This window comes from Paraburkholderia sp. GAS41 (genome assembly GCF_050436545.1).
Classification (GTDB): Bacteria; Pseudomonadota; Gammaproteobacteria; order Burkholderiales; family Burkholderiaceae; genus Paraburkholderia.
In genome coordinates, this window is record NZ_JBNDMK010000016.1 from 121,014 (window position 1) to 138,582 (window position 17,569).

Annotated in this window: 16 protein-coding genes; 7 read left to right on the forward strand and 9 right to left on the reverse strand. The window is 63.9% G+C overall.

Going from position 1 to position 17,569, the window contains the following annotated elements; genetic code table 11:
• Positions 1 to 54 precede the first annotated feature (54 nt).
• Complete coding sequence (locus tag P3T43_RS21745) at positions 55 to 471, forward strand: DoxX family protein (protein WP_429283101.1); 417 nt, start codon at positions 55 to 57, stop codon at positions 469 to 471.
• A 75-nt stretch (positions 472 to 546) separates the two neighbouring features.
• On the opposite strand, the gene P3T43_RS21750 is transcribed toward P3T43_RS21745, so the two are convergent.
• The 3 genes from P3T43_RS21750 to P3T43_RS21760 form a co-directional block, all read right to left on the reverse strand.
• Positions 547 to 1,071, reverse strand: coding sequence for a type II toxin-antitoxin system VapC family toxin (locus P3T43_RS21750; RefSeq protein WP_429283102.1), 525 nt, complete (start codon positions 1,069 to 1,071; stop codon positions 547 to 549).
• Complete coding sequence (locus tag P3T43_RS21755; protein WP_429283103.1) at positions 969 to 1,214, reverse strand: AbrB/MazE/SpoVT family DNA-binding domain-containing protein; 246 nt, start codon at positions 1,212 to 1,214, stop codon at positions 969 to 971. Before P3T43_RS21755 ends, P3T43_RS21750 begins: the two co-directional genes overlap by 103 nt.
• A 132-nt stretch (positions 1,215 to 1,346) precedes the next feature.
• Positions 1,347 to 1,766, reverse strand: a complete 420-nt coding sequence (locus P3T43_RS21760; protein WP_429283104.1) for a PaaI family thioesterase — start codon at positions 1,764 to 1,766, stop codon at positions 1,347 to 1,349.
• A 175-nt stretch (positions 1,767 to 1,941) separates the two neighbouring features.
• Here P3T43_RS21760 and P3T43_RS21765 point away from each other — a divergent pair, with 175 nt between their 5' ends.
• Complete coding sequence (locus P3T43_RS21765) at positions 1,942 to 2,577, forward strand: AAA family ATPase (protein ID WP_429283105.1); 636 nt, start codon at positions 1,942 to 1,944, stop codon at positions 2,575 to 2,577.
• Between the two features lie 81 nt (positions 2,578 to 2,658).
• On the opposite strand, the gene panD is transcribed toward P3T43_RS21765, so the two are convergent.
• The 4 genes from panD to P3T43_RS21785 all read right to left on the reverse strand — a co-directional run bounded on the left by panD (position 2,659) and on the right by P3T43_RS21785 (position 5,231).
• Positions 2,659 to 3,045, reverse strand: a complete 387-nt coding sequence (panD, locus tag P3T43_RS21770; protein ID WP_429283106.1) for an aspartate 1-decarboxylase — start codon at positions 3,043 to 3,045, stop codon at positions 2,659 to 2,661.
• Positions 3,046 to 3,105: 60 nt separating this feature from the next.
• Positions 3,106 to 3,939 (reverse strand): pantoate--beta-alanine ligase, encoded by an 834-nt coding sequence (gene panC, locus P3T43_RS21775; RefSeq protein ID WP_429283107.1) that lies wholly within the window; start codon positions 3,937 to 3,939, stop codon positions 3,106 to 3,108.
• Between the two features lie 231 nt (positions 3,940 to 4,170).
• Positions 4,171 to 5,043, reverse strand: a complete 873-nt coding sequence (locus P3T43_RS21780; RefSeq protein WP_429283108.1) for a segregation and condensation protein A — start codon at positions 5,041 to 5,043, stop codon at positions 4,171 to 4,173.
• Positions 5,044 to 5,045: 2 nt separating this feature from the next.
• Positions 5,046 to 5,231 carry a DUF3460 family protein gene (locus P3T43_RS21785; RefSeq protein ID WP_429283109.1) on the reverse strand — a complete coding sequence of 62 codons (186 nt, stop codon included), beginning with the start codon at positions 5,229 to 5,231 and terminating at the stop codon, positions 5,046 to 5,048.
• A gap of 256 nt (positions 5,232 to 5,487) precedes the next feature.
• On the opposite strand from P3T43_RS21785, the gene P3T43_RS21790 reads away from it, so the two are divergent.
• Both P3T43_RS21790 and P3T43_RS21795 read left to right on the forward strand, forming a co-directional pair.
• Entirely contained in the window at positions 5,488 to 7,320 is a 1,833-nt protein-coding gene (locus P3T43_RS21790; protein ID WP_429283110.1) for an autotransporter assembly complex protein TamA, read from the forward strand.
• A gap of 54 nt (positions 7,321 to 7,374) precedes the next feature.
• Positions 7,375 to 11,499: a translocation/assembly module TamB domain-containing protein gene (locus P3T43_RS21795; protein ID WP_429283111.1), complete on the forward strand. Its 4,125-nt coding sequence runs from the start codon at positions 7,375 to 7,377 to the stop codon at positions 11,497 to 11,499.
• A 113-nt stretch (positions 11,500 to 11,612) separates the two neighbouring features.
• Here P3T43_RS21795 and metG read toward each other — a convergent pair whose 3' ends face one another.
• Together metG and P3T43_RS21805 are read right to left on the reverse strand one after the other, a co-directional pair.
• Positions 11,613 to 13,763: a methionine--tRNA ligase gene (gene metG / locus P3T43_RS21800; RefSeq protein ID WP_429283112.1), complete on the reverse strand. Its 2,151-nt coding sequence runs from the start codon at positions 13,761 to 13,763 to the stop codon at positions 11,613 to 11,615.
• A 383-nt stretch (positions 13,764 to 14,146) separates the two neighbouring features.
• Positions 14,147 to 14,797: an OmpA family protein gene (locus P3T43_RS21805; protein WP_429283113.1), complete on the reverse strand. Its 651-nt coding sequence runs from the start codon at positions 14,795 to 14,797 to the stop codon at positions 14,147 to 14,149.
• Positions 14,798 to 15,089: 292 nt separating this feature from the next.
• Between P3T43_RS21805 and apbC the strand changes: the two genes are divergently transcribed.
• The 3 genes from apbC to dcd all read left to right on the forward strand — a co-directional run bounded on the left by apbC (position 15,090) and on the right by dcd (position 17,567).
• Entirely contained in the window at positions 15,090 to 16,178 is a 1,089-nt protein-coding gene (gene apbC, locus P3T43_RS21810) for an iron-sulfur cluster carrier protein ApbC (protein ID WP_429283114.1), read from the forward strand.
• A 119-nt stretch (positions 16,179 to 16,297) separates the two neighbouring features.
• Complete coding sequence (locus P3T43_RS21815) at positions 16,298 to 16,831, forward strand: superoxide dismutase family protein (RefSeq protein WP_429283115.1); 534 nt, start codon at positions 16,298 to 16,300, stop codon at positions 16,829 to 16,831.
• 166 nt (positions 16,832 to 16,997) lie between these two features.
• On the forward strand, positions 16,998 to 17,567 hold the full coding sequence (gene dcd / locus P3T43_RS21820) for a dCTP deaminase (RefSeq protein WP_012432068.1): 570 nt from the start codon (positions 16,998 to 17,000) through the stop codon (positions 17,565 to 17,567).
• Positions 17,568 to 17,569: the final 2 nt, after the last annotated feature.

A 17,569-nucleotide genomic window follows, 5' to 3' on the forward strand; every position in this document is an offset into this window, starting at 1 on the left:
CTGGTCTATCGACGGCGCGGGTGCGTCGTCCCATCCAACTGAAAAGGACTCTTGATGAACTCGAACCGTTCGCCCGAGCTGGCTGCCACCCTCCTGCGCCTCGCATTGGGTGTGCTGTACCTTGCGCACAGCCTGCAGAAGATTTTCGTTTTCACGCTGCCGGGGACAGCGCATTTCTTCGAATCGCTAGGGTTGCCGGGCTGGCTCGGCTACGTGACGGCCTTCGTCGAACTGGCTGGCGGGATCGCGCTGCTGCTCGGCGTGCAGGTCCGTTGGGTCGCCCTCGTGCTGCTGCCGTTCATGCTGGGCGCCATGTCCGCTCACCTGCACAACGGCTGGGGTTTCGCTTCGCCGAACGGCGGCTGGGAATATCCGGCTTTCTGGGCGGTGACGCTGGTGGTGCAGTCGCTGCTCGGCGGCGGTGTGGGCGCGCTGAGCGGGGCGAAGGTGACGAGGGCGGTGACGGCTTGAGGGAAGGTCGGGTAGAAGCGGCTTAAACAAGGGTCAAGCCGCTGTGGCGAACGAGCGCGTCGTTACGCGTGATGCTCAAAACCCGGTGGGGCTAATGTTCATTCGCATGGCGTTGCGAGCCAGCACGTCATCAAGCGTTGCCAGGCTACTCGCCTTTGCGTCGAGAGCGGCAGCAAGATGCAGCGCATCTCCGGCCCGCAGTCCCGTCGTGGCATCGAGGGTTAGCATGGCCGCCCGATGAAATGTGGGTGGCTCCACTGCCAACAGTTGCAGATCGCTAGCGCAAAGTCTTTCGAAGGCTTCCCAGGCACCACCAGCTTGATCTGCTGAGATTTGCTTTATCCTCTGCTTGATGCCGAGAGCACTGGCGAATTCGGTCACGCACCATGTGGCCGAGCCCAATTCCTCGCTACATCCGGCATACCAACGCCCGACGGTAGCGCTCATCGCTTCACGGACGCAAAGCGCTACCAATACACTCGTATCGACGTACACCATCAATAGCGGGCCCCGCGCCGAAGTTCTTCCATGACCGACTCTGTCATTGGCATGGAGTCGCGCGTCTTTTCCAGTTCCAATGCGAACGTAGTACGGTCCCATTTGGCTGCGCGGATGTTGATGCCGCCGTCTGCCGTCAGGTTGACCTGGACCTGATCGCCCTCATGGATGCCGATATGGCGCACGTAATCTGCGGGAATGCGCAGCGCAAGACTATTGCCCCATTTTGCGACCTGCAGATTCATTTGATCCTCCTGTATCTACATATTCGTAGATACATTATATCTTGTCCGCGGTTGTCGGCAAGGTCGTGGTGGGGGGGAAACTGCGGTGGATCAGATAGTGCTCGCCACCTGATCCACCAAGCCTTCAAACCCTCACACCAACACCATCTGCGTACACCGGAACAAGGCAATCGTCTTGCCATTCGGATCGAACACGGTGGCATCCCAGACCTGCGTCGTACGTCCCAGATGCACGGCCGTGGCGACCGCGCGTATCGTGCCTTCAAGACAGGTGCCCAGAAAATTGCTTTTCAGCTCGATGGTCGTGAAACTGCGGGCTCCCTGCGGCAGGTGCGCGAGGCAGGCGTAGCCGCACGAAGTGTCGGCCAGACCGATGACGGTGGCCGCATGCAGAAAGCCGTTCGGCGCCAGCAGTTCCTTGCGCACGGTCAGTTCGGCCGTCAGCGAACCCTCTTCCAGCGCGAGTACACGCACGCCCAGCAAATCGGGGAGCGTGCCCCGCTGGCGCTCGGTCAGCGTCTCGATCGTCCAGTCGGCTCGCAGTTTGCTCATGGTATTTCGCTCCTTTCTGTAAGAATGGCGGCACAAACCGCACTTCGGGGGTTACGGCCCGGCTGATTTTGTCGATATTATCAACGGCTGGATCGACGGGGTCGACGCAACACCCGACTAGAAGCAGAAGCGGCAAACCGGCTGGCGGCGCCCAGCCTTCTTCCCGGGAGTATTCATGACGGTAATCGTGGTGGCCAATCCGAAGGGCGGCGTGGGCAAGAGCACGCTGTCGACCAATCTGGCCGGCTATTTCGCAGCCGCCGGCGAGTGGGTTGCGCTGGCGGACCTGGACAAGCAACACTCGGCGCACGCCTGGCTGGAGTTGCGGCCCGCCACGCTGCCGGCAATCGAAGTCTGGGATGTCGATCCGGAGACGCCCGCGAAGCCGCCCAAAGGGCTGGAACACGCCATCATCGATACACCCGCCGGCTTGCACGGCAATCGCCTTGGCATTGCGCTGGAACTGGCGGACAAGGTCATCGTGCCGCTCCAGCCGTCGCTGTTCGATATTCTCGCCACCCAGGAATTTCTCGAACGCCTCGCCAAGGAGAAGGCGGTGCGCAAAGGCGGCATCGAAATCGGCGTGGTGGGGATGCGGGTGGACGCCCGCACGCGTTCGGCGGAGCAGTTGCACCGGTTCGTCGAGGGTTTGAAGCTGCCGGTGCTCGGCTACCTGCGCGATACGCAGAACTACGTGCAACTGGCCGCCCACGGCCTCACGCTGTGGGACGTGGCGAAGAGCCGGGTCGAAAAGGATCTGGAGCAGTGGCAGCCGATCGTCGAATGGCTGGAGCGTAAGCCGAAGGGGTGAGCGGGAGGTGGGAGGCGGCAAGCGTCAAGCCAGCCACCAGCGGAGGGGCAGGGCCGCAGCGCAGCCCCCGCCGCAGACCTTTCAGGTCCAGCTTTGAGTCGGCACGTGATCGCGGTTGCCCTTGATCTTGTTGTGGTCGTCGACAAACACCAGATCCGGCTTCCAGCCCGCTTGCAGCTCGGCTTCGTCAACCGTCGCGAAGGCCGCGATAATCACCAGATCGCCCAGTTGCGCGCGCCGCGCCGCCGAACCGTTCAACGAAATCATGCCGCTGCCGCGCTCGCCCTTGATCGCATAGGTCGAGAAGCGTTCGCCGTTATTGATGTTCCAGATGTCGATGCGTTCGTTCTCGACGATATTGGCGGCTTCCAGCAGATCTTCGTCGATCGCGCACGAGCCTTCGTAGTGCAGCTCGCAGTGTGTGACCGCGACGCGATGGATCTTCGATTTCAGCATGTGACGTTGCATGACCGTTGCCTTGCCTTTCCTTATAGCGTTGAGATGCGCCCCCGAACGGGTCGGGCGGCGTCAGATTTCGAGGTTGTCGATGAGCCGCGTGGCGCCCAGCTTGGCCGCGGCCAGCACTACAAGCGGGGCTTCGGCGTCCTGCGCCGTGGGCGGCAGCAGGTCGACGCGCTTGCGCACCGCGATGTAGTCCGGTTGCCAGCCGCGCGCGGCGAGGGCCGCCATGGCGTCGCGCTCGATGGCGGCAAAATCGCGGTTGCCCGCCAGCACGGCATCGCGCACCCGGTTCAGTTCAATGGCGAGCCTGGGCGCTTCGGCGCGCTCGGCCGCCTGCAGATAACGGTTGCGCGAGCTGAGCGCCAGACCGTCGGTGTCGCGCACGGTCTCGGCGGCGACGATTTCGGTCGGCAGCGCGAACTGGTGGCACATCTGGCGCACGATCATCAGCTGCTGATAGTCCTTCTTGCCGAACACGGCGACGCGCGGCTGCACGCACGACATCAGCTTCATCACCACGGTACAGACGCCCTGGAAGAAGCCCGGGCGGAATTCGCCCTCGAGGATGTCGCCCAGATCGTGCGGCGGATGCACGCGATATTGCTGCGGTTCCGGGTACAGATCGCGCTCGGTCGGCGCAAACAGCACGTAGACGTTCTCTTTTTGCAGCTTCTCGATATCCGCTTCCATCGTGCGCGGATATTTGTCGAAATCCTCGTTCGGCCCGAATTGCAGCCGGTTGACGAAAATGCTCGCCACCACCGGATCGCCGTGCTGGCGAGCGAGGCGCATCAGCGATAGATGGCCCTCGTGCAGATTGCCCATCGTCGGGACGAACGCAGTGCGGTTCTGGCCGCGCAACTGGTCGCGCAATTCGTGGATCGAGCTGATGACTTTCATGTTCGGACGTGGTTTCCTCGCGCGGCGCAGGACCGGCCGGCACAAAAATGGGGCATTCGCGCCATTTTGCCCGTCAGGCTCCCGTTCCGGTGATGACAGGTTCGGAGCGCGGGATTGTAGTGGATTTGCGCATGCGGCGCACCGAAATGAGGCCCGTCTCCGGTAAGCCCCGGCTGCCCGCTTGCCGGACGGGCGACACGCCCAAAGCCGTGGCGAGCCTGTGAGAAGGACTCAAGCCGGCAGGTAGGCGAGCCGGACGTAGATCGGCGCGAAGGGTTCGGCCTGAGTGATCTCGATCAGCGATTCGCGCGACAGCTCCAGCATGGCGATGAAGTTCACCACCACCACCGGCACGCCGCGCGTCGTGTCGAACAGCTCCGAAAACTCCATGAAGCGCGCGTTCTGCAGACGCCGCAGGATCACGCTCATATGCTCGCGCACCGACAGTTCCTCGCGGGAAATGCGGTGATGCTGCACGAGCTTGGCACGCTTGATGACGTCGGCCCAGGCGGCGCGCAGGTCTTCGCTGTTCACGTCCGGAAACCGCGGCGTGATGCTTTGCTCGATGTAGACATCGGCACGCAGGAAGTCGCGGCCCAGTTGCGGCAAATGGTCGATCCGCTGTGCCGCGAGCTTCATCTGCTCGTATTCGAGCAGGCGCCGTACGAGTTCGGCGCGCGGATCTTCGGCGTCCTCGCCGGTGTCCGCCTTCTTGACCGGCAGCAGCATGCGCGACTTGATCTCGATCAGCATCGCCGCCATCAACAGGTATTCGGAGGCGAGTTCGAGGTTGGTCTGCCGAAGCTGGTCGACGTACCCGAGGTACTGCGTGGTGACATCCGCCATCGGGATGTCGAGCACGTTGAAGTTCTGCTTGCGGATCAGGTACAGCAGCAGATCCAGCGGGCCTTCGAAGGTTTCGAGGAAAACTTCCAGTGCATCCGGCGGAATGTACAGATCCGTCGGCATCTTGAAGAGCGGCTCGCCATACAGGCGAGCAAACGCAATACCGTCGACGGTATCGGGCGTCGAGTCGGTCGCGGGCGCGGCGAGCGCAGCGTCGGGCTGCGCCTTCGCGGCGCGGGCCTCGTCGGCGGTGCTCACGCTCAGAAGTTCTGGTAGTACTGGTAGGCGGTCTGTTGCACGCGTGAGGCTTGCTGCTCGGCGCGCTCTTCAAGGTCGATCGGCTGCTTGTCCCACAGCAGCGAGCGGCCACGGCGCTGTTCCGCCTCGAGAGTGGGCTTCTTTTCCTTCAATTGATTCAGGAATTGCGTGATGTCCGATTGATACATGGCTCAACGTCCGTATGGGGAAGTGGCGGCAACCGTGGCGACTGCCGCTCGTGTCGATCTTAATTTTACCGCAAGCGCCGCCCGCAGGCGAAAACTTGGGGAACACCGCTTCCACAGCCGGCCCTCGGCCGGGGCCGCGCTGGCGCATTCGAGATCGTCGCGAGGCCGCGTCGATGTGGTCAAATAGCGAGGCTTCAGGCCGCCGCAGCGGCCGGCAAGCCGAATCATTCATCAACAACGGCCGCGGAGGTCCTGTTTGGCGGGTTGCGCGATCGAACCGTGGCGTAGGCGGAAGGGCAAACCGGTTGTGCGGCAGGGGCCGCTCGCGCGCCGCGCACTGGATGCGTCGCGGCTGCTGCGCGTCTGGCTGGTGTTCGGCATCGTCTGGCTGGCGTTGGCCGGCGCGCAGGCGCAGGCCGCCTACAAGGTCGAGATCGAAGCAAAGCCGCGCGCCGTGCGCAAGCTGCTGGAGGATCACCTGGATATCGCCCGCTTCGCGAAACGCGACGATATCAGCGACGACCAGTTCGGCTTTCTCGTCACCGCCACGCCGCAGCAGGTGCGCGATCTGACCGCCACCGCAGGCTATTTTTCGCCGGTGGTGCGTACCGACGTGCGCACCGTGGACGGCAAGAAGCGCGTCACGGTGAGCGTCGATCCCGGTCCGCAGACCACGATTTCCTCGATTACGCTGTCGTTCAACGGGCCGGTGCTCACGGAAGATCCCGCCCAGGAAAACGCCACCCGCTTCGCCTTTTCGCTGCACGAAGGCGACCCGTTTTCGCAGTCCGGCTGGGACGACGCAAAAGGCGCGGCGCTCAGAGCGCTGCAAGCGCGCCGTTACGTGGCCGCGAAGATCAGCCAGTCGCAGGCGCGCATCGATCCGCGTACGCACGAGGCGAAGTTGTCCGTCAGCTTCGACAGCGGTCCGACCTTCACGATGGGCAAGCTCGAGGTGAGCGGCACCCAGCGCTATCCCCAGCAGATCGTCGAGAACGTCAATCCGATTTCCATCGGCGCCATTTATGACGTCCAGCGCGTTGCCGAGCTGCAACGGCAGTTGCAGAACACGCCGTATTACGCGAGCGTCGCGATCGACGTGGGCAACGATCCAGCGAAGCCGCTCGAGACGCCGGTGCGCGTGAAGGTCAGCGAATATCCCTACAACAGTATTCGCGGCGGGGTGGGTTACGCCACCGATACCGGCCCGCAGGTGCAGGGCAACTATTCCTACCTGAACACCTTCGGCAAGGCCTACCCGTTTACCGTCAGCGGCCGGATCGACCAGATCGAGCAGTTTGGCCAGATCCAGCTTGCCATGCCGCCGGGCGAGCGCGGCTGGACCAACAGCGTGCTGGCCTCTTACGGCACGACCAACGTGTCCGGCACGCGTATCTACAGTCTGCGCGGCGGCGTGCAAACCACGCGCACATCGCAGTATCTCGACTACGGCTATTCGCTGCTCTATTACGACGACCGGCTCGACCAGAACGCGGTCGGACCGATCACCGCCCACGCACTGGTGCCCGCATGGTCCTGGACGCGCCGCAATACCGACGACCCGCTGTTTCCGCGTTCCGGCAACCTGGTCCACGTCGAAGCGGGTTTCGCGGTCAGGGGCGCTGCGGCGGATCAGACCTTCGGGCGTCTCTACGCGCGCGGCCAGCAGTATTTCCCGGTCGGCAAGACCGATCTGGTGGTGTTCCGCGCCGAACTGGGCGGCGTGTTCACGGCGGGCAGTTCGAGCGGCATTCCGGCTTCCCTGCTGTTCCGCGCGGGCGGCTCGAACTCGGTGCGCGGCTATGGCTACGAGGGCATCGGCAATAGCGTCGACGGCTCGGTGCTGCCGACCAAATACCTGATCACCGCATCGACCGAATACCAGCACTGGTTCACCCATGAGTGGGGCGGCGCCGTGTTCTTCGACATCGGCACAGCCACCGACACATGGGGCGAGAAAGTGTTCTATCCGGGCGTCGGTTTCGGCGCGCGTTGGCGCAGTCCGGTGGGGCCGGTGAACGTCGACCTCGCGTACGGCATTCGTGACAAGGATATCCGGCCGTATCTGACGCTGGGCATCGCCTTCTGACCTTCTAACCGCATTGACTTCGGCATCAGGCATCGTGATTCGCAAGGCTCGAGTATGACGACGGATTCTTCCGCCACGCCTCCTCCCCAGACGCCCGGTGACGTATCGCCGGGCGGTTCTGACACGCCGCCTACCGCGCGCCGCAAGCGTCGGCTGTGGACGGCGCTCGTATGGGCGATGGGCGTGCCGGTGCTGCTCGTGGCATTGCTGGCGGGGACGTTGTACGGCGCGGTGGCGACCGAGCGCGGTACCGCCTACGCGTGGCAGGCGGCGCTCAGGCTGCTGGGTGGGCGGCTCGCCGGCACGCTCGAAGGCGGCGCGCTCGCCACGGGCTTGCGGCTGCAGCACGTGGAGTGGCGCAGCCTCGACGGCAGCGGCACGGATATCAAGGTCGACAAGATCGATGGACGTTGGGCGGTGAGCGGGCGGCCGTGGCGTTTTGCGATCTACTACCTGCACGTGGGCACCATCGACGCGCGGATCGGCTCGTCCTCTTCCACTAGCAGCGCGCCGTTGAGCTTGCCGAAAGAGCTCCGTGTGCCGATGCGGATCGACATACGCGACGTGCGGGTCGACACGCTGCTGTTGCATGAAGGTGGCTCGACGTCGGAGTACTCGCACTTTATTTTCCATGGACGCAGCGACGGGCGGCATCACGAAGCCGCGATCGATCGACTCGACACGCCGTTCGGCGCGGTGACGGCGGCGGCGAAACTCGACGGCGTGCGGCCGTTTCCGCTCTCCGGCGAGATCGGATACTCGGGCAAGGTCAATGAGGAGCCGGTCCAGGTGAGCGGTCATCTGAGCGGCACGCTGGAGACGCTGGTGGCCGAACTGGATGCGAGCGGCATGAAGCTCGCGGGCCATGCGCGGGTCGAGGCGACGCCGTTCGCCGAAGTGCCGCTGCAGCGCGCGACCTTGACGTTCGATCACATCAACCCGCAGGCATTTGCGCCGGGCGCGCCGCTGGCGGATCTGGCGGTGCGGGCGCAATTGCAGCCGGTGACGGGCGAGGAGGGCGCCGCTGCGAAGCCGGCTGCGGGCTTCGTTGTCGCCGGCCAGGTGTCGATCGTCAACGCGAAACCCGGCGCCATCGAGGCGCATCTGCTGCCGCTCATCGAAGCGCATGCCGACGTGCGGCTCGACGCGCACGCCCAGAGCATCTCGAACCTGAACGTGCGGCTCGTCAAGAACGCCACGGTGACCGGCGCGGGCGCACTGACCGGCAAGCGCGGCCAGTTCGATCTGCACGTGGCGGGGCTGGACCTCAACGCGCTGGAAGCGGGCGTGCGTCCGACCCAGCTTGCCGGGCCGATCGGCATTCGCCTGAATGACGACGTGCAGAGCATCACCCTCGATCTCGCCGACCCCAAGGCCGCTCTGCGCGCCCAGGGCAAGATCACGTTCGACCCGGCGCGCATGAGCTTTAGCGACGTGAGGATCACCTCGGGCCGGGGGCGCATCGATCTGTCGGGCGCCATCAAGCACGATGCGAGTTCCACCTACAACCTGAAAGCACAACTGACCGATTTCGACCCGCTCGGGCTGACCTCTCCGACGCCCGCCCGTTCGCCCGCGAGCACTGCGCCGGCCAACGGCAAGGCGCGCAGCGCCGCCAGACCGGCAACAGCCGCGAAACGCGCAGCAACTGACGCCGGATCGGCGAAAGCCGCGTCGCCGAAAGTCCTGGCGCGGGTCAACGGCACGCTCACGGCAGCGGGCATGCTCGGTCCCACGTTCACCACCAAAGCCGAGATCAAACTCGGTGAGAGTGTCTACGACGACTTGCCGATGACGGGCGGCGGCACGATCCAGCTGGCGGGTTCGCGGATCTTGCCGAGTCGGATCTCGCTGTCGGTGGCGGGCAATCAGGTGGATCTGCAAGGCAGTTTCGGGGCACCGGGCGACCGGCTGCGGTTTCGCGTCGATGCCCCGCAAATCGAGCGCCTCGGCTTCGGTCTGGCCGGCCAGGCGGAGGCCGACGGCGATGTGACCGGCTCGTTCGCGCATCCGAATGTCGTGCTCAACTACAAGGCCGAGAGCATCGTGTTCGGCGCCAACCGGCTCGGTCACGCCGAAGGCCACGCCGAGTTGCGCGACGGTGCGAACGGCGCGCTGGTCTTCACGACTGATGCCCGCGATCTGAGCACCACCGGCGTCGAACTGTCGACGCTCAGCGCGCGCCTGAACGGCACGCGCGCGCATCACACGCTGCAGGCCCAAGCGGTCGGCACGCTGTATCAACGGCCGCTCGACCTGGCGTTGGCCGCCAACGGCCGCCTCTCCGACACGCCCGCAGGCACGGGCTGGGACGGCACGCTGACGCAGCTGCAAAATCGCGGCACGCCCGCGCTCAACCTCGAAGCGCCGCTGACCATCAGTGCCGCGCCCAGCCACGTGGTACTCGGCGCGACCCGCTTGACGCTCGAAGGCGCGGTGCTCGATCTGAAATCGTTCGCGCTGGATCACGGCCGCATCCAGTCGACCGGCTCGTTGACGGGCGTGTCGGTGACGCGTCTGATGGCGATCCGGCAGGAGTTCACCGGCGAACCGCCGCCGCTGAAAACCGATCTGGTGTTCGACGGCGACTGGGACTTCGCGCTCGGTAACACGGCGAGCGGCCACATCCAGTTGAAGCGGCGCGGTGGCGATATCACCGTGGAGATCGGCAACGGGCTTGCGTCGATGGGCATCACCGACCTGTCGGCGCGCGCCGACTTCAGTGCCGGCAATCGTCTTAATGCGACCGTGCATGCGCAGGCGAGCCGGCTTGGCGTGATCGACGCCAACGCCCACACCACGCTCGCCATGAACGACGGCGTACTGGGTATCAACGACGAGGCGCCGCTCTCGGGCGACGTCACCGCGAATGTGCCGTCGCTCAAGACCACCGGCGGTCTGTTTGGCCCGAGTTATCTGCTCGACGGCCATCTCGCGCTGAAACTCGCGCTCGGCGGCACGGTGGCGAAGCCGAACCTGTCGGGATCGCTGGTGGGGGACGGTCTTTCGGTCACCGCGGTCGATCAGGGCGTCCAGTTGAAAGACGGCGTGATCCGGATTGCGTTGTCACAGAATCTGGTCGACTTCCAGCAGGTCGAATTCCACGGCGCGAGCGGGACGTTGCGCGCAACCGGCCGGGTGCGGCTCGACGGTTCGGAGCCCGATCTGACCGCCGGCATCGTCGCCGACAAGCTCGATCTGTTCGCGGCGCCGGACCGCACGCTGTCGCTCTCCGGCAGTGCCACCGTGGCCAATGGCGGACATCTGGGGGCGATGGACATCAACGGCAAATTTACGGTCGATCGCGCGCTCTTCGACATGCCCGAGCAGTCGGCGCCGAAACTGGGTGACGACGTGGTGGTCGTGCGGCCCGATGGCACGGTACCCGGCGAGCTGAAGCCGGGCGTGATCGCCGGCAACAAACCGGTGAGCCGCTTCGCCCCGCATGCCAGCGTTGAACTCAATCTGGGTAACAACTTCCGCTTCCGCGGCCAGGGCGCGGATCTCGGTCTGACAGGCAAGATTACTGCACTGAGCGCACCGGACACGCCATTGCGGGCGGTGGGCGATGTGCGCGTGACGCCAGGTTCGACATACACCGCGTTCGGCCGCAAGCTGAACATCGAAAACGGTTTCTTCACGTTCAACGGTCCGGTGACCAATCCGGGCATCAACATCCTGGCCATGCGGCGCAACCAGCAGGTGGAGGCGGGCGTGCAGGTGACCGGTACCGTGGATGCGCCGGTGGCCAAGCTGATCTCGGAGCCGTCGGTGCCGGACAACGAAAAGCTCTCCTGGCTGCTGTTCGGCCATGGCACGGATCAGGGCAACAACCTCGGTCAGCAAAGCGCGATGACGACCGCACTGGCGTTGCTCGGCAACACCCAGGGCAAGCGGATTGCGCAGACCTTCGGGCTCGACGAGTTTTCAATCGGCACGAGCGATGTGGGTCTGACGGACCCGCAGGTGGTGATGGTGTCGAAGGCGATCAACCAGTGGCTGGTGCTCGGTTATGAGCAGGGTTTGCAGTCGGCCAGCAATGCGATCAAGGCGACGGTCAATCTGACGCGCTACTGGTCGGTGGTGGCCTATGGCGGCACCTTCCAGGGTGCGACGCTGTTCTACACGCGGCGCTTTGATCAGTGGCCGTGGTTTGGCAAGTCCACGCAGACGCAGTAGGGCGGCGGGTTGCGTTGCGACGTCCTGCAACGCCCCCAAAGACAGAAAGCACGTCGACTGACGTGCTTTCTGTTTTCCAGGCGTGCTGGCGCTGAACGTTGCGCGGAGCGGTTTTACTTCACCTGCATGCCCGGCTTCGCGCCGCTGTGCGGTTCGAGGATGTAGAGGCCCGGTTCGGCCTTTTCGTCCGTCGCGGACGCGGCCAGCACCATCCCTTCCGACAGGCCGAACTTCATCTTGCGCGGCGCCAGGTTCGCCACCATCACGGTCAGCTTGCCGATCAGTTGCTCCGGCTGATAGGCCGACTTGATACCCGAGAAGACGTTGCGGGTTTTTTCCTCGCCGACATCGAGCGTCAGTTGCAGCAGCTTGTCCGAACCTTCGACCGCGCGGCAGTCGACGATTCTGGCAATCCGCAGGTCGATCTTCGCAAAGTCGTCGATCGAGATGATGCCGGAGCCGTCGTCTTCAGCCGTGGTTTGGGCGGCCGGTGCGTCCGCCTTCGCTTTGGCCTTCGCCTTGATTTTGGCGTCCGCAGGCGCTGGTGCGTCAGTGGCTTGCAGCGAATCCCGGTTTGCTGCCAACAGCGCTTCGATCTGCTTTGGATCGACGCGCGTCATCAGGTGCTTGTATGCGTTGATCGGCTGCGCCGAACTGAGCGGCACCGCGACGTCGGACCACGTGAGCGGTGCGATACCGAGGAAGCCTTCGACCGCTTCGGCAAGCTTCGGCAGAACCGGCTTCAGGGCGAGCGACAGCAGGCGGAATGCCTCGACGCTGACGCTGCAGGTTTCGTGCAGGGCGACGGCGTTAGCCGGGTCCTTTGCCTGATCCCAGGGCTTGGCGGTGTCGACGTAGGCGTTGACCGCGTCGGCCATTTCCATGGTCTGACGCAGGGCGCGGCTGTACTCGCGCGCTTCGTAATGTGCTGCGATCTGCGGAATCGCCGCGCGCAGCGTGCCGAGCAGCGGATGCTGCATCGCGCTGTCCTGGATGCGCCCGTCGAAACGCTTGATGAGGAAGCCCGCTGCGCGGCTCGCGATGTTCACGTACTTGCCGATCAGATCGCTGTTCACGCGGGCCTGGAAGTCGTCGAGGTTCAGGTCGAGGTCTTCCATCGTGCTATTGAGCTTGGCCGCGAAGTAGTAGCGCAGCCATTCCGGATTCAGGCCGGTGTCGATCACGCTTTGCGCGGTGATGAAGGTGCCGCGCGACTTCGACATCTTGGCGCCGTCTACCGTCAGGAAGCCGTGCGCGAACACGTTGGTCGGCGTGCGATGACCCGAGAATTCGAGCATGGCCGGCCAGAACAGCGTGTGGAAATACAGAATGTCTTTGCCGATGAAGTGATACTGCTCGGTCGTCGAACCCTTGCCGACCCACGCGTCGAAATCCATCCCGCGCTTCTCGGCGAGATTCTTGAAGCTCGCGTAATAGCCGATCGGCGCATCGAGCCAGACATAGAAGTATTTGCCCGGCGCACCCGGAATCTCGAAGCCGAAGTACGGTGCGTCGCGCGAGATATCCCAATCGGCAAGCCTGGCTTCGCCGTCGTCGCCGAGCCATTCGCGCATCTTGTTGGTGGCTTCGGGCTGCGCCAGACCGCCCACCCAGCTGCGCAGGAAGTTCTCGCAGCGCGGATCGGACAGGCGGAAGAAGTAGTGCGTCGACGTCTTATGAATGGGCGTGGCGCCCGACACCACCGAGTACGGGTTGATCAGCTCGGTGGGCTGGTAAGTGGAGCCGCACACCTCGCAGTTGTCGCCGTACTGGTCTTTTGCGCCGCATTTCGGGCACTCGCCCTTGATGAAACGGTCCGGCAGGAACATTTCCTTGACCGGGTCATACGCCTGTTCGATATCGCGTGCCTCGATCAGGCCCGCCTCCTTGAGCGCCGTATAAACGGACTCGCTGAGAACGCGGTTCTCTTCGGAGTCGGTTGAATAGTAATTGTCGAAGGAAATGCCGAAGCTATCGAAATCGCGCTTGTGTTCTTGCCAGACGCGGTCGATCAACTGCTTGGGCGTAATCCCTTCCTTTTCCGCCCGCAGCATGATTGGCGTGCCGTGCGTGTCGTCGGCGCCCACGTAGTAGACCTCGTGCCCGTGCATGCGCAGCGCCCGAACCCAGATGTCCGTCTGGATATATTCGACCAGGTGGCCAATATGGATTTGCCCATTCGCATACGGAAGGGCCGACGTGACGAGGATCTGGCGACGGCCGGACGGCGCGCCTGCGGGGAGACCGGTTGCGGGTGCTGACATAGGGAATGTGAGGGCTTGCGAGAGACGAAACTTCGATTCTAGCAGGGCGACCGCGGCGAGCGGCCCTGGCGTGTCCGGCGTGCGCCGGGAGCTGTGCCCGGCAGGCTCTGGCGCGCTGGGCAGGCACCAAAAAAAACCGGGGCTATGGGCCCCGGAGCAACAACGACAAGAGGAGAATGGTGCCGCGGCGGCATAGCCAGCCACGTACCGTAAAGACAGACAGCGGATTTTCCGGAGAGTTCGAAATTTTTTTCGAATCGCTAACAGAAAATGGCGGAAACCTTCGTGCAGCTGTCACCGCCCGCTCGGACCGCTTTTACCGGCCGGGTCGATCCAACCCGGCCGTGCCATTGGCGGCGCCCATCCTCCCGCCTGAATGGCCGTTACTGAGCGTGCTGAGCGGTCGCGCGCAGATAGATTTCCACGCGACGGTTGGCGGCGCGGCCCGCTTCCGTGTTGTTGTCGGCCACCGGATTGTTCTGACCCATGCCTTGTGCAGACAGGCGCTGCGGGTTGATGCCGCGCTGACCCAGGTAGCCGGTCACGCTCTGCGCGCGGTTGACCGACAGCGTCTGGTTATATTGGGCCGAGCCGGTGCTGTCCGTGTAGCCCACCACTTGCGCGATGATTTCCGGGTTCTGCGTCAGCGTTTGCGACAGCTGGTCGAGTACCGGCGCGAACGACGGCTTGATCGCGTAGCTGTTCGTGTCGAACGTGACCGAGCTCGGGATGTTCAGCTTGAGCGAACCGTCCGGCTGCTCGGTGATCTGCGTGCCGGTGCCCTGGGTCGCGCCCGACAGCTTGTTGTGGATGGCCTGCCAGTTGTAGCCGGTGACGCCGCCCACGGCCGCGCCGACGCCGGCGCCGATTGCCGCGCCCTTACCACCGCCGAAGATCGCGCCGAGTGCGGCGCCGGTGCCTGCACCCACGCCCGTACCGACGGCCGTGTTGGTGCCTTGCTGGGTTGCGCAGCCTGCGAGCAGCGAGCCGGCTACGGCGAATACTGCGAAGCGAGTCATGACTTTTGCGTTCATTTTGGATCCTCTTGATTTATTAAAGCGGGTCGACTGTGGACGAGACCGCGTGAAAACCGCACTGCAACTGCGCGATGCCCCGACGTAGAAGAAGGGTCTTCCGGCAACGCCTGGCGCCAGCCACTACAATGATGACTGAAGTAAGGAGCGATGCGACCCTCTGGCCCGCTGCAGCCGAAGGGTGCCCGGCAAGGCCATTTTTCGCAATGCCGCATAACAATTTCTTTCAATTTGCGGACGGCGGCCGAAGCTTCGATTCGGCCGCCCCGCAAGTGTTCCCCACGGAGTCTCAATGAGCATTGATCGGGCATTGGTCGACGCCGCCCTCGCGAACGTCGCCGACCCCAACACGGGCCGCTCGTTTGCGGCGGCGAAAAACCTCAAGAACATCGCCATCGATGGTGCCACGGTTAGCGTGGAAGTGGTACTCGGCTATCCGGCCAAACGGCAGTTTGAAGCGATCCGCGTGCTGGTTGGCGACGCGCTGCGAGCCGTGCCGGGTGTTGCCGAAGTGCGCGTGCAGGTATCGCAGCAGGTCGCCGCGCATACCGTGCAGCGCGGCGTGAAACTGTTGCCGAACGTGAAGAACATCATCGCGGTGGCATCGGGCAAGGGCGGGGTCGGCAAGAGCACGACCGCGGTGAACCTGGCGCTCGCGCTGGCGAGCGAAGGCGCGTCGGTGGGCATTCTCGACGCCGACATCTACGGTCCTTCGTTGCCCATGATGCTCGGCATCGAAGGCCGGCCCGAGTCGCAGGATGGCCAGACCATGAGCCCGATGCGCGGCCATGGCATGCAGGCCAACTCGATCGGCTTTCTGGTCGAGCAGGACAATCCGATGGTCTGGCGCGGTCCGATGGCCACTTCCGCACTCGAACAGCTGCTGCGGCAGACGAACTGGGACGATCTCGACTACCTGATCGTCGACATGCCGCCGGGCACCGGCGATATCCAGCTCACGCTCTCGCAGCGCGTGCCGGTAACGGGCGCGGTGATCGTCACGACCCCGCAGGACATCGCGCTGCTCGACGCGAAGAAAGGCCTCAAGATGTTCGAGAAGGTCGGCATTCCGATCCTCGGTATCGTCGAGAACATGGCCGTTCATATCTGCTCGAACTGCGGCCATGAAGAGCATGTATTCGGCGCCGGCGGCGGTGAGCGGATGGCTCAGGAATATGGCGTCGAGGTGCTCGGCAGCTTGCCGCTCGATATCGCCATCCGCGAACAGGCCGACTCCGGCCGGCCCACCGTGGCGGCGGATCCGGACGGGCGGATTGCGGAGATCTACCGCTCCATCGCGCGCAAGGTGGCGATCCATATCGCCGAACGCGCCCGCGATATGACCTCGAAGTTTCCGAGTATCGTTGTCCAGAACACCTAAGCGGCCTTCTGGACGGCGGGCGAAGGCGTCGGAGACGCCTCCGCTCGCGGTATCATGTCGACTTCATCAGGTTCGGCTCGGCGACCGCAGGGGCGGCCGGCGGTCGACAAGAGGATCGCATGGGAAAACGAATCGACGGGCAGGCGGTGCATGCGTTCATCGTCCTGGCTGCCACCAGTCTGCTGTTATGCGGCTGCACGACATTCCTGAGGCCACAGGAGAAACGCGCCGAGGCACAACTAGTGCCGGCCGTGGGAAGCCAGGCACGCGGTCTGGTGACCTTCATCGAACGTTCGGATGGCGTGCAGGTGACGTACAACCTGTCCGGCTTGCCGCCCGATAGCGACCACGCGCTGCAGGTACACGAGCGCGGTGACTGCAATTCGCTGGACGGCTCGAGCGCCGGCCCGATCTTCGCCCCGGCGGCCGAGCGGCTGAAGACGGGCGCGCGCGTCGAGGGCGACCTCGGCAATATCCACGCGGATTCGAATGGGGTGGCGACAGGTTTTATCGTGGCGCCCGACGTTTCGCTCGACGGTATCCGCTCAGTGGCACAGCGTGCGGTCGTCGTGCATCGCGACGCCTCCGATCCCTACGCATTTCCGCAACACGGCGCGGGCGCTCCGCTCGCCTGCGGCGTGATTCGCCAGTAAAGCGCGCATGCGGCGCGTTAGCGCAAGATGCACACGGCGGATTTGCCGCAGTTGCGGCAGCCTCGCGCCGATCGCGTAAAATAAGCGCCTTTCGTCCGGCAGTACGCGGCCCCACGGGCCTTGGCCGGATTTCATCCGTCTTTCATTCGTCACGCAGCGTTCAACTATGACCATCAAATCCGACAAGTGGATCCGCCGCATGGCGGCGTCGCACAATATGATCGAGCCGTTCGCGCCCGATCAGGTGCGCGTCTCCGAGGACGGCCGGAAGATCGTCAGCTACGGCACGTCGAGCTACGGCTACGACATTCGCTGCGCCGATGAATTCAAGATCTTCACGAATATCAACTCGACCATCGTCGATCCGAAGAATTTCGACGAGAAGTCGTTTGTCGATTTCAAGGGCGATGTCTGCATCATCCCGCCCAATTCGTTCGCGCTCGCGCGCACGGTCGAGTATTTCCGCATTCCGCGCAGCGTTCTGACGGTGTGTCTGGGCAAGTCCACCTACGCGCGGTGCGGGATCATCGTCAATGTCACGCCGTTCGAACCGGAATGGGAAGGGCACGTGACGCTCGAATTCTCAAATACGACACCTTTGCCTGCGAAAATCTATGCGAACGAAGGCGTCGCCCAGGTGCTGTTTTTCGAAAGCGACGAAATTTGTGAAACGTCGTACGCGGATCGCGGCGGCAAATATCAAGGTCAGCATGGCGTGACGTTGCCCAAAACGTGACG